Origin of the sequence: Peribacillus sp. NJ11 (genome assembly GCF_030348405.1) — a bacterium.
Lineage (GTDB): Bacteria > Bacillota > Bacilli > Bacillales > DSM-1321 > Peribacillus.
Genome location: NZ_JAUCFO010000001.1, coordinates 5235809 through 5247510 on the forward strand (window position 1 = coordinate 5235809; position 11702 = coordinate 5247510).

Consider the following 11702-nt stretch of genomic DNA (forward strand, 5'->3'; position numbering starts at 1 on the left):
TTAGTCAAAATAAATTGCTGGGAACTCTTCTCTATTTTTTTTACTCTTTATGTAATCTTCTAAGGTTGTAATTATATTAAATACACTTCTGATACTCTACTATGTTTTCACCTAAGTCGTAGTATATCATCAGATTTTGTCAAATACGTAATATTAATGTTACAATTACATTTCAATTTTAACATTATACGTAAGAATTCGACTTTTCCTCGTGATAACACAACCAATATCTTACAAAACCATCTTCGTATTTTGATGCAAGACTTTCTATCTAGTGTTTAGCACCAAGGGACTATAGACTATCGGCAGGTAAAAACTCACATTGTTCGAACGCATAGAAGCCCTTTTGTATCAGATTGCAGCTTATTTACCATTGATACAGGAAAGTTCGCTAATATCCTCATTAAAAAACTAAAAAAACCGCTCTTCAGCGGTTTTTCCGTCAATATTCGACCCATTCTTAAATTCCAGCCATAAAGTCGACAAAAACTTTCAATTCTTTTGGCCGGACGAATACCCTTTCCCCTTTGCTTATTTCCAGATTCAAGTATTGTTCTTTCGTCAGTTCGATTTCCAGCGGTTCGTTTGTATCCTGACGAATGACTTCTATCCGGACGATGGGGCCAATTGTATGAATGTGGTCAATTATGGAAGCAATCGAATCCTTTTCTGATGATGCTCTTTCTATGATAAAGTTATGAGCCCTTACATAACCCGTTCCCAATCCATCTTCACTGCCCGGGGCATTCATTTCCACATTCCCAGTTACCAATTTCCCTTGGTGAACGTTGCCTTTGAAAAGATTGACACTGCCGAGAAAATCATAAACAAATGGATTTTGCGGTTGATCATAAACTTCTTCCGGAGTACCAATCTGTTCAATTTTCCCTTCATTCATGATTACGACCCGATCAGCTACATCCATCGCCTCTTCCTGATCATGCGTCACGAACACACTCGTAACGTTGAATTCATCATGAAGCCTTCTTAGCCATCGCCGAAGTTCTTTACGAACCTTGGCATCCAATGCCCCGAATGGTTCATCAAGCAAAAGAATATTCGGTTCAACCGCAAGTGCCCTTGCCAAAGCAACACGCTGGCGTTGGCCGCCTGATAATTGGGATGGATAACGATCTTTATATCCTTCCAGCTTGACGAGCTGAAGCAACTCGGTAACCTTCTGTTCAATCACTTTTTTACTTGGCCTTATTTTTCTAGGACGGACCTTCAATCCATAGGCAATATTATCAAAAATGGTCATATTGCGAAAAAGGGCATAATGCTGGAAGACGAAACCAACATTTCGATCTTTTACATGCTTATGCGTGTAATTCTCTTCATTAAAGAGGATCTTTCCGTTCTCTGCCTGTTCAAGACCCGCAATGATACGCAGTAATGACGTTTTTCCAGATCCGGACGGGCCAAGAAGTGCTACGAGTTCCCCGCTTTTTATTTCCATATTAATGTTTTGGAGAGCTTGATAAGACCCGTAATATTTTGTAACATTTTCAATGATGATACTCATTTCATTCCCCCCTAACTCGCTTTTGTTGATTTAAAGTCCGTTTTCCATTCTATGAAACTTTTAATGATCAAGGTTATGATTGCAAAAATGGACATCAGGGATGCAACGGCAAAAGCAGCTGAAAATTGATATTCATTGTATAAGATTTCAATATGAAGCGGCATCGTATTGGTCATCCCCCGTATATGGCCCGATACGACCGATACAGCCCCAAACTCCCCGATTGTCCTGGCATTGCAAAGTATAACTCCATATAATAGTCCCCATTTTATATTGGGAAGGGTTACGTACCAAAATGTCTTAAACCCTCCCGCCCCCAGCGTTAGTGATGCCTCTTCTTCAGACGTCCCCTGACTTTGCATGAGCGGGATCAATTCACGCGCAATGAATGGAAAGGTAATGAAAATGGAGGCGATGACAATCCCTGGTATTGAAAAGATCACTTTAATGTCAAAGGTTTGCAGCAATGGACCAAGTGTTCCATGCAAGCCGAAGAGAAGGACAAAAATCAAACCGGCTATGACTGGGGAAACGGAAAAAGGCAAATCTATCAACGTTATTAAAAAGTTTTTCCCCTTAAAATCATATTTTGTTATGGTCCACGCAGCCACTACCCCAAATATGGCATTGAGCGGCACAGTGATGAGGACAACGATCAATGTCAATTTAATCGCAGCCAGGGAATCAGGATGGGAAATGGCCGCAAAATATGTTTCGGCACCTTTTTCGAATGCCTTTACAAAGATCGCGATTAATGGGACAACTAAAAACAAAGTCAGAAATAGCAATACAATGGAAATAAGGACCCACTGTATGGATTTAGGCTCTTTTGTTGCGTTTCTCGTTATAATGACCGGGTCATTCGTTTTTGCAACCACCGAATTATCATGTTCCAACATGTCCCCTCCTACTTCCCTGAATATCTTTTGCCGGTCCACCATTGTAAGATATTGATGGTGAACAAAATTATGAATGTAATAATGAGCATGACGGCTGCAACAGCTGTTGCCCCTTCATAATCATACTGTTCGAGCTTTGTCATGATGATCAGCGGGGAAATCTCCGTTTTAAACGGCATATTTCCTGCAATGAAGACAACGGATCCATACTCTCCAAGTGCCCTCGCAAAAGAAAGTGCAAAACCCGTCAATATCGCTGGAATCAATTCCGGGAAAATAATTTTAATGAATGTCTGCATTCGATTCGCCCCTAAAGAAGCAGATGCCTCTTCCATCCCTTTTTCGATATTTTCAAGCACCGGTTGAACCATCCGCACTACGAATGGAAGACCGATGAATATAAGGGCGATGATAATCCCGATAGGAGTGAAAGCGATTTTAAAGCTGAAAAATTGCCCGATCCATCCGTTCGGTGAGTACAAAGTCGTCAAAGTAATCCCTGCCACAGCAGTCGGGAGGGCAAAAGGCAAATCAACCAGCCCATCGATGATCCGCTTGCCGGGAAACTCATAACGAGTAAGCACCCAGGCAATTAAAACGCCAAAAACTGCGTTCACGAAGGCCGCAGTTAACGCTGTCAAAAAACTCAATTTATACGAAGCGACAACCCTTGGTTCAGTTATGGTCGCCCAAAAATCCTGAAATCCCATTGAAAATGTGTTTAGAAAAACCATGGATAATGGGATCAAAACGATGATGGTGAGATACAGCAACGTAAACCCCATCGTCAATCCAAAACCGGGTATGGTCCTCTTTTTCTTCTGTTTTCCTTCTGTCGCTATATTCATCGCTTCGCCCCAGCTCTTTTTCTGATTTATGAAGGAGAAGATGTGAATATCCATCTTCTCCCCCATGCTTATTGCGGTTGATAAATTTCGTCAAATGTACCACCATCATTGAAATGTTTTTCCTGGGCTTTTTTCCACCCGCCAAACGTATCATCGACAGTCACCATATCGATATTTGCAAATTGGTCTTCATATTCAGCGAGAACCTTCTCATCCCTTGGACGATAGAAGTTTTTCGCGGCAATTTCCTGACCTGCATCCGTATATAGGTATTCCAGGTAGGCTTCAGCCACTTCCTTGGTTCCTTTTTTCTCGACCACTTCGTCGACAACAGCTACCGGTGGCTCTGCTAATATACTGATCGAAGGATTGACGATTTCATATTTGTCATCACCGAATTCTTCAAGTGTTAAATAGGCTTCATTCTCCCAAGCGATAAGTACGTCACCAATTCCCCTTTCTACAAAAGTGGTGGTTGCACCACGTGCCCCTGAATCCAGAACTTCAACATTTTGATAAAGTTTTTTCATGAAATCCTTTACTTTTGTTTCGTCATTATCGAAATTCTTCTCTGCATAAGCCCAGGCTGCCAGGTAATTCCACCTTGCCCCTCCGCTTGTCTTTGGATTTGGTGTAATTACGGAAACATCCTTTTTGGTTAAATCATCCCAATCTTTAATGCCTTTAGGGTTATCCTTTTTTACCAAAAACACAATGGTTGAGGTGTAAGGTGTCGAGTTTTCCGGCAGACGTTTCTGCCAATCCCCCGCTAATAGGTTACTAGCTTCATAAATGGCATCAATATCATAGGCCAATGCCAATGTAACGACATCCGCTTCCAATCCATCAATGACAGCCCTACCCTGTTTACCAGATCCGCCATGGGATTGTTGAACCGTTACATCCTGACCCGATTCTTCCTTCCAGTGCTTCACAAACGCTTCATTGAATTCCTGGTACAATTCGCGTGTCGGATCGTATGACACATTCAATAGCTCAAGTGTCTTTGACTTTGATGTCCCGTCCCCTTCCGTTTTTTCCGAGTTACATCCTGCAAGTACACCGAAGGCTAATATCAAACTTGTCAATTTCATCAACTTTTTCATGGAATCCCCCCTGTTTTTGCAACAAAAAACGCACACTACTTCCCTTTTAATTTTTTTTCAAGGAGATAGTATGCCTTCAGTTCTCTGATCAGCAAATATTCTGAATTTATGTATCATTAACATAAAGCATAGTATACCAAGTTGTCAACTATGTTTTTATTAATAAACATGTCCTTTTATTTAAACTCATTCACGTATCGAAGGTGAATGAATTTTCCATACGAAAGAGCTCGATCCACGGAGAGATCGAGCCCGACACTTAAGAATTTGATCCTTTTTGATACAGCTTATTGTCCACAATATACTGATAGCACTGATCAGGCAGTAAATATCTTGGTTCCCCACCCATCGCGAATTCATCCCTTATATATGTAGAACTGATTTCCATGGAAAGGCCTTTATCTATAAGGTGAAATGTATTGCCATCATCATAATTCCTTAGCAATGGACTTTTGGATATGATTTTCAACATATCGATCCCATCCCGTGCCATGACGATGAATTTATGATTGGCAATCAACTTTTCCCTGAATTTCCATCGTAAGTGGATCGGTAACTCCTGATTATCAATATCTTCAAGTAAATCCGCACCCATTATGAAATAAACTTCATCCTTAGGATATCTTGATTTAAAATATTCCATCGTATACCAAGTATATTGTTTACTCGTTCCAGCACGTTCATTAATTTCATAATCACTAACTTCGAATAACGGGTTGCCCCCTATTGCCAGCCCAAGCATTTTCCAACGGTGTCCATTGCTCGTTTTCATCTGTTTATCGATGCGGCCATTGGCACAAGGCAAAAAAATCACCTTGTCTAGCTTAGCACGATGCGCAATGGTGGATGCTGTCCATAAATGCACATTGGTGACTGGATCGAAGGAGGATCCATAAACTCCAATTTTGCCCATCCTTATATCCCCCTCATCAGCCTTTCTTTTTTACCACGGCCCTGACCGGACTCCCATCCCCTGCTTCTAATGCAAGCGGTAATGCAGCCAAATCGTATAGCCCAGGCTCAAGTCCGTCAAGGACCAGCCCTTCCAGGATATGAATCCCACAGCCAGACTGCGCATGATGTGCAGGCAATTCTTTGCTGTCGAGAAAGTCAACGGAAGGTAAATCAATCCCAAGCAGCCTCACTCCTTTATTTGCAAGGAAGGGTGCTAAACCTGGTTCAACCACTGGAATCCATTCAGGAAAACGGCTGTGGTCCTTCCATTGTCCAGTACCCAGCAACAACCGTCGGACACCTGTCAATTCAATGCCTTCAAAATCTTTGATGCCAATACTTTCAGCTGCATCCACCTTTACTACAAGTGCAGTGCCAATATATAAATCGATATCAAGTTCGATGATTTTTCTTCCCTGTCCATCAAAATGAAATGGCGCATCAATATGGGTTCCTAAATGGGTACTCATCCGAATTTCCCCTACATTCACGGATGCCCCCTCCGCTATTGATGAATTAAGCCGATATGAATATGGTGCATCTCCTGGCCAATATGGCGTACTTTCATTCAGGCGCTGAGAAATATCTAACCATGGATTCATCTATAATTTCCCCTCCAGTCAAAGCTTACAGTTTGGTCCTTAAAGTCCAAAGCTCAGGAAAAAATGGCTGTTCGACCACTTTCTTCAGATAACTTACACCGGATGATCCGCCCGTTCCCATCTTATTACCGATGATCCGCTCGACAGTGCTCATATGATTGAATCTCCAGAATTGTTGCTGACTTCCAATATCAACGAGTTTTTCGGCCAACTCATACAAATCCCAGTATTTATGCACATCACGGTAAACTTTCAGCCACGCGCTTTCGACACTGGCATTTTCCCGATAGGTTTCAGACCAATCCCTGTTCAAGACTGATTCATCAACGGGAAGTCCTTTTGCAGCCAAAGCCCCAATCGCCGCATCATAAATACTAGGTTTATTCAAAGCAGCCATCATCGACTCATACAGCTCAGGCTGATGACGGAAAACCGCCAATATTTGCGAATTCTTTTGACCCAATGCAAATTCTATCAACCTGTTCTGAAATGATTGAAATCCGGAAGAGTTTCCTAGTTTATCTCGGAATTCCATATAATCAGATGGCGTTAAGGTCGAAAGCACATTCCAGGATTGAACAAGTTGCTGTTGGATCCTAGCCACTCTGGATAGCATCTTAAAGGAAGGCTCCAAGTGCCCTGCCTCAATATGTTCCGTTGCTGCAGTCAATTCATGGAGGATCAATTTCATCCATAATTCACTGGTTTGGTGAATGATGATGAACAGCATTTCATCGTGATGTCCGGAAAGCCGGTACTGACTCGATAATATTTGATTTAAATGCAGGTAGTCCCCATAGGACATATCCTTCTCAAAATCAGTTACCATCCCTTCTTCCAAACGATGTTTATCCTTTGGTCCCTTATCCATACCATCCCTCTTTCCCTTTACGTTCTTTTGATTTTCGACATTAAAAAATAAACGATGCAAAGGAAGACCAGCCAAGGAACACCGAACTGGAGAACGATTTTAAACGGGCCAGTGAACCAAGTAGATACCGTCAAAGCAAACAAGAGTAATGCACCAAGAATCGTTAAATACGGAAAGCCATACATTTTGACCGGTAATTTACGCCCCCCTGATCTCTCCCACCCCTTTCTGAAATATAAATGGGAGATGAACACCATGAACCAGGTTAAAATGGCTCCGAACATCGATATCCCCATCATGAATGCATATGAGGTATCCGGAAGCAGGACCTTTACTCCTGCAGCAAGAAATATGCCCAAAGTGGATATGAGAAGGGCTCTTATCGGGACTCCTTTCCGGCTCACTTTTTGAAACAGGGATGGAGCCTGCTTTTGCTCGGATAATGAAAATATCATTCTGGTGGAGGCATATAATTGGCTATTCATTGCAGATAAAGCAGCTGTTAAAATAATGAAATTCATTATCCCCGATGCTCCAGGGATATTCAGGATTTCCATTACCCTAACAAATGGGCTTTTCTCAATACCAGCGGATTGCCAGGGAACGATCATTAACATGATTCCGATTGTCAGTACATAAAAAGTGGCAAGTCTGAAGACAGTTGCCTTCAAAGCTTTAGGGACGGCAATATCAGGGTCTTTTGCTTCTCCCGCCGTCACCGCAATCAACTCAGTTCCTAAAAAGCTGAAGAGAGAAATAAATATAGCGACCCAAAGCCCCCAAAATCCGAAAGGCATAAAACCTCCATCATTGGCATAGTTCTCTGCACCGATCCCGCTTGAAGGTTCGGCGCCAATCACCACATAGGCACCCAATAGAATGAAAATGACAATGGCGCTAATTTTGATCATTGAAAATATATACTCAAAATTTCCGAATGTATTGACACTTGTCGCATTTACATAGATTAGCAAGGCAGCAAAAAGGAAGATCCAAACGCTTCCAGGTACATCCGGGAACCAATATTTCATATATACCGAGATTGCACTCACTTCGACACCAATGGCAAGGACATTCGCTATCCAATATGAATACCTCACAACAAAACCCGCAAATGGACTTATATATTTTTCAGCAATGGTTCCAAAGGACCCAGATGTTGGATGGGCTACAGTCATTTCCGCCAAACATCCCATCAGGAGAAGGACAATGAATGCACCTATTGCATAGCTGATCAGTACACTTGGACCTGCCGTTGAAATCGCAAGGCCACTGCCCAAAAATAATCCTGTGCCGATTGCACAACCCATGGCAATCATTGTAATTTGATTCGATGATAATTCACGATGCAGCTTATTTTTCTCCATTTGTTGCTCCCATTCTAGGCAATGATTCCCCTTTTATTTTCATAGTTTTCATATAACCTGCCGTCCATGATCTTTTTGAGGACCTGTACCGTTTCATAAACTTCCTGAAAAGTGGTATAAAGAGCAACAGGTGCTAAACGAATCATATTCGGTTCACGATAATCGGGTATGATAGCCTCATGTTTCAATGCTTTACATATTCTTGCAGCTTCTTGATGTTCAATGATGATATGACCGCCCCTTTTTGATTCATCCCTTGGGCTGCCAATTTCAAATCCATATCCCGCCAATTCCGATTCGATTAAATCCATAAGATATTGAGTCAGCCTCAAAGATTTATTCCGGACTTGTTCGATTCCCGCTTCCGCAAACATTTCTAGCGAGCCTAAAAGAGGAGCCATGCTTAAAATATGGGGAGTTCCAATCTGAAAGGCACCTGCTGAATTTGCCTGAGTGAAGGAATGTTCCATATCGAACTGCTTATCCTTCCTCGAGCCAAACCATCCCGCCAACCCGGGCTTCCTGTCAAAATGCTTACGGTTCACATATAACCCCGCTACACAACCTGGCCCGCCATTCAAATGCTTATAATTACACCAAAAAGCGAAATCCACTTCCCACTTGTCAAACCAATGCGGAATGGCACCCACGGAATGACAGGCATCGAATCCTATCATGATTCCACGCGCATGCGCTTCCTTTGTTAACCTCTCCATATCAAGGATCTGTCCGCTTCGATATAAGACCGTCGGAAGTACAATCAACCCTATTTCCTCTTTCATCTCTGCAATGATGTCATCTTCTTCAAGGAATTTACCATCTCGGCTTTTCACCTGGACTAAATGTGACGAAGGGTCCAGCCCATGCAATTGGAGCTGGCTTTGAAGTGCATAGATATCACTGGGAAAGGTTAGGTCATCCGCCAAAATCTTATTCCTGCCAGCTATCGGTTCAAAAAAGGTCGCCGCAAGCTGATGCAGATTAGCTGTAGTTGACCCTCCCATTATCACTTCATCCACTGCTGCCCCAACCAATTGGGCACTCAATTCACCCAATCTCTCAGAATAGTAAAACCAAGGCTCTGCACCCTCCGTCCACCCATCAATTCCATACCTTTTCCAATCTTCCAATGAATTCATTAAACTTTTCTCAGCCCGCTTCGATAAAAGTCCCAATGAGTTGCCATCCATATAAATCATCCCGGGATTCAAGTAGAACTCTTCTCGGTAAGGAACTAATGGATCTACCTGATCCAAAGTTTTCGCATCCTCTTTCATTGACATAAAATTCCCCTCGCTTTCTTCCGAGTCCACTATATTTCACTTGTAAATCCCTACCCCTTCCCATGCCAACCTTATCATTCTGTTAGGATCTTTTTCAATATAATCCTTTTTATCAAAAATCATTGTGTAGTGATTGGTTTCATCATATTTCGGCCAGATTTCGCCTTCCGGGGGATTGGGGTTTCCATGTTTCGCAAAGTTGACCCAATGGCCCTGTATCCTTTGGGAAACCTTTAGTGCAGCTGGCCTGGAACCATATGAAGTAATCCGTTTGCCCAATGCCGAGTCGAAAGTCTGGAAGGCAAAAGGAATTTCAATACCATGGGTCGCCCCTAATTTACTTATGCGCATTGCCGCCGTTTTATAATCAAAACGGTACATCCATGTTTTTTCGATGCGACTGTATGCCTCCGCATACCAAACCGAAGGAATATGAAAAGTCGCATCCCGGCCAATGCCTAGCACAGCTTCCTTTTCCGGGTAGTTCAAATAAGCATTCGTAATTCGCTCTTTCGCGTCTGGATCAGTATTTTCAAACATTTTATGAATCATCTCTTCATTAGTCGGGATTAACGGGGAATCCATCTGGTCGAATAATGTAGCTTCGTCCCTATTTGTTCCAATAAGCAAGGATATTCCCTTTGCTTTTCCTGATCGAATCGAATCTAGTGGATAATCAGGCAGGAAGTCACCATCCACGACAGGTCCAAATGATAGGGAACCCGGCTTGTCTTGCGAGTTTTCCTGTAATAGTTGGTAGGATGCCGCGACAATCTCTTGAACTGGAAGTGTTTTTAACCGTTGGATTTCATTCTTTCCAATGCCCAAGATCTCAAGGAACCTTTCACTGAAATGGCGCGCAAATCCTTTTCCGTAAACAGATGTCGGAGCGGGACTTTCTGCAATAGCTTGTTTAAATAGACCTCTCGCTGAAGGAACGGTAAGTAAAGTCGTTACGGCATTCCCTCCAGCTGATTCACCAAATATCGTAACATTTTCAGGGTCGCCGCCAAAAGCTTCTATATTCTCTTTAATCCACTTCAGAGACGCCACTTGATCACGTAAACCTAAATTGGTTTCAAATATTTCCCCATCAACTGCCAAATCGGTAAAATCCAAATATCCCAGTGCACCCAGCCTATAGTTGATGCTTACTACAACTACGTCTCCATTCTTAGCCAATAAGTGTCCATTGTACATATCAAGGGATCCGGCTCCCGTTATATATGCTCCACCAGGAATCCACACCATGACCGGGCGTTTTTTATCATCAGCTCTAGGTGACCAGATGTTCAGGAACAAGCAATCCTCATCCATTTTTTCATTTGCTGCCATTCCAGTTCTTACAGCCCGATCCATCGGCTGTGGGGGTATGGGACCAAAATCCACTGCATCCATGACACCGCTCCATTTATCAACGGGCTCAGGCGAGCGGAAACGCAGAGCATCTATCGGCGGTTTCGCATACCTGACTCCACGCCAAACACATATACCGTTTTCCATAGTGCCTTGAAGATGTCCTTTACCTGTCGTAACTATTGATCCAATCATTCACTCTCACCTCTTCATATAGTCGTAGATACTTAAGTTCTTCTTTTTCCGTTCACTTATATCCTTCATCTATATCGAAAAAAGATTAAAATCTCCATTTAGCCAAGTACCACTATCTTATGCAATCCTTAAGTAAGCATCGTTTGCCGAGTTCAACAAAAAAAAGACCCAATCAGGTCTTTTTTTGTTGAACTCGGCAAAAATCTTAGGCGAGCATGGCAATGATGCTCAATAAAGAGCTGCTCCGAACGGAAAGCTGTTTTGCAGCATATGTTAACTGCTGTTCATCAAGCTTTTCCAGTAAGGGCTTTAATTCAAGCAATTCATTCTCCAGTCCTTTAAGGTCTGTAGATATCTTGTCCACCAACAAGAGCACTTGCTCCGAATCAACAGTGGTTTCAGACAAAACTTGTAACCGTTCCTTGATTTCAGTCAACGGCATATTCTGTTCTTTATACCGATTAATCATTTGAAGACGATTTAGGGCATCTTCTGTGTAATATCGATATCTTGACCCAGTTTTTTCATAGTTCAGCATTCCTAATTGTGTGTAATAGTCAATGGTTCTCCTCGAAACATTCGCAAGTTCAGCAAGCTGGCCAATCCGATATATATTCATCCAGACAGTCACCTTCTTTTAAAATCTACTGTTAACGATACTATAACATAACAATCCAAAAAGGTGACTTCGAGGAT

Annotated in this window: 11 protein-coding genes; all 11 read right to left on the minus strand. The window is 42.3% G+C overall.

What is annotated here, in order from left to right:
- Positions 1-460 precede the first annotated feature (460 nt).
- The 11 genes from QUF86_RS25600 to QUF86_RS25650 all read right to left on the minus strand — a co-directional run bounded on the left by QUF86_RS25600 (position 461) and on the right by QUF86_RS25650 (position 11625).
- The gene (locus QUF86_RS25600) at positions 461-1525 is read right to left on the minus strand and encodes a sulfate/molybdate ABC transporter ATP-binding protein (RefSeq protein ID WP_289336062.1); all 1065 of its coding nucleotides are present in this window, start codon (positions 1523-1525) and stop codon (positions 461-463) included.
- 11 nt (positions 1526-1536) lie between these two features.
- The gene (gene cysW / locus QUF86_RS25605; RefSeq protein ID WP_289336063.1) at positions 1537-2421 is read right to left on the minus strand and encodes a sulfate ABC transporter permease subunit CysW; all 885 of its coding nucleotides are present in this window, start codon (positions 2419-2421) and stop codon (positions 1537-1539) included.
- Between the two features lie 11 nt (positions 2422-2432).
- Positions 2433-3272: a sulfate ABC transporter permease subunit CysT gene (cysT, locus tag QUF86_RS25610; protein WP_289327263.1), complete on the minus strand. Its 840-nt coding sequence runs from the start codon at positions 3270-3272 to the stop codon at positions 2433-2435.
- 68 nt (positions 3273-3340) lie between these two features.
- Positions 3341-4378: a sulfate ABC transporter substrate-binding protein gene (locus QUF86_RS25615; protein ID WP_289336064.1), complete on the minus strand. Its 1038-nt coding sequence runs from the start codon at positions 4376-4378 to the stop codon at positions 3341-3343.
- Between the two features lie 259 nt (positions 4379-4637).
- Entirely contained in the window at positions 4638-5291 is a 654-nt protein-coding gene (nadD, locus tag QUF86_RS25620) for a nicotinate (nicotinamide) nucleotide adenylyltransferase (RefSeq protein WP_289317404.1), read from the minus strand.
- Positions 5292-5307: 16 nt separating this feature from the next.
- Positions 5308-5934, minus strand: a complete 627-nt coding sequence (kynB, locus tag QUF86_RS25625; RefSeq protein ID WP_289336065.1) for an arylformamidase — start codon at positions 5932-5934, stop codon at positions 5308-5310.
- A 25-nt stretch (positions 5935-5959) separates the two neighbouring features.
- Positions 5960-6805 (minus strand): tryptophan 2,3-dioxygenase, encoded by an 846-nt coding sequence (gene kynA, locus QUF86_RS25630; protein WP_289336066.1) that lies wholly within the window; start codon positions 6803-6805, stop codon positions 5960-5962.
- Between the two features lie 17 nt (positions 6806-6822).
- The gene (locus QUF86_RS25635; protein ID WP_289317407.1) at positions 6823-8172 is read right to left on the minus strand and encodes an amino acid permease; all 1350 of its coding nucleotides are present in this window, start codon (positions 8170-8172) and stop codon (positions 6823-6825) included.
- Positions 8173-8186: 14 nt separating this feature from the next.
- Positions 8187-9455, minus strand: a complete 1269-nt coding sequence (kynU, locus tag QUF86_RS25640; protein ID WP_289336067.1) for a kynureninase — start codon at positions 9453-9455, stop codon at positions 8187-8189.
- A gap of 36 nt (positions 9456-9491) precedes the next feature.
- Complete coding sequence (locus tag QUF86_RS25645) at positions 9492-11006, minus strand: carboxylesterase/lipase family protein (protein ID WP_289336068.1); 1515 nt, start codon at positions 11004-11006, stop codon at positions 9492-9494.
- Between the two features lie 205 nt (positions 11007-11211).
- Positions 11212-11625: a MerR family transcriptional regulator gene (locus QUF86_RS25650; RefSeq protein WP_289317410.1), complete on the minus strand. Its 414-nt coding sequence runs from the start codon at positions 11623-11625 to the stop codon at positions 11212-11214.
- Between the last annotated feature and the right edge of the window lie 77 nt (positions 11626-11702).

What these genes read in the sequence shown, in the direction of transcription:
- QUF86_RS25650 (WP_289317410.1), bottom strand. Translation starts at nt 11,625, where the DNA reads ATGAATATATATCGGATTGGCCAGCTTGCTGAACTTGCGAATGTTTCG.
- nadD (WP_289317404.1), bottom strand. Translation starts at nt 5,291, where the DNA reads ATGGGCAAAATTGGAGTTTATGGATCCTCCTTCGATCCAGTCACCAAT.
- cysT (WP_289327263.1), bottom strand. Translation starts at nt 3,272, where the DNA reads ATGAATATAGCGACAGAAGGAAAACAGAAGAAAAAGAGGACCATACCC.
- QUF86_RS25600 (WP_289336062.1), bottom strand. Translation starts at nt 1,525, where the DNA reads ATGAGTATCATCATTGAAAATGTTACAAAATATTACGGGTCTTATCAA.
- kynB (WP_289336065.1), bottom strand. Translation starts at nt 5,934, where the DNA reads ATGAATCCATGGTTAGATATTTCTCAGCGCCTGAATGAAAGTACGCCA.
- QUF86_RS25635 (WP_289317407.1), bottom strand. Translation starts at nt 8,172, where the DNA reads ATGGAGAAAAATAAGCTGCATCGTGAATTATCATCGAATCAAATTACA.
- kynU (WP_289336067.1), bottom strand. Translation starts at nt 9,455, where the DNA reads ATGTCAATGAAAGAGGATGCGAAAACTTTGGATCAGGTAGATCCATTA.
- QUF86_RS25615 (WP_289336064.1), bottom strand. Translation starts at nt 4,378, where the DNA reads ATGAAAAAGTTGATGAAATTGACAAGTTTGATATTAGCCTTCGGTGTA.
- kynA (WP_289336066.1), bottom strand. Translation starts at nt 6,805, where the DNA reads ATGGATAAGGGACCAAAGGATAAACATCGTTTGGAAGAAGGGATGGTA.
- QUF86_RS25645 (WP_289336068.1), bottom strand. Translation starts at nt 11,006, where the DNA reads ATGATTGGATCAATAGTTACGACAGGTAAAGGACATCTTCAAGGCACT.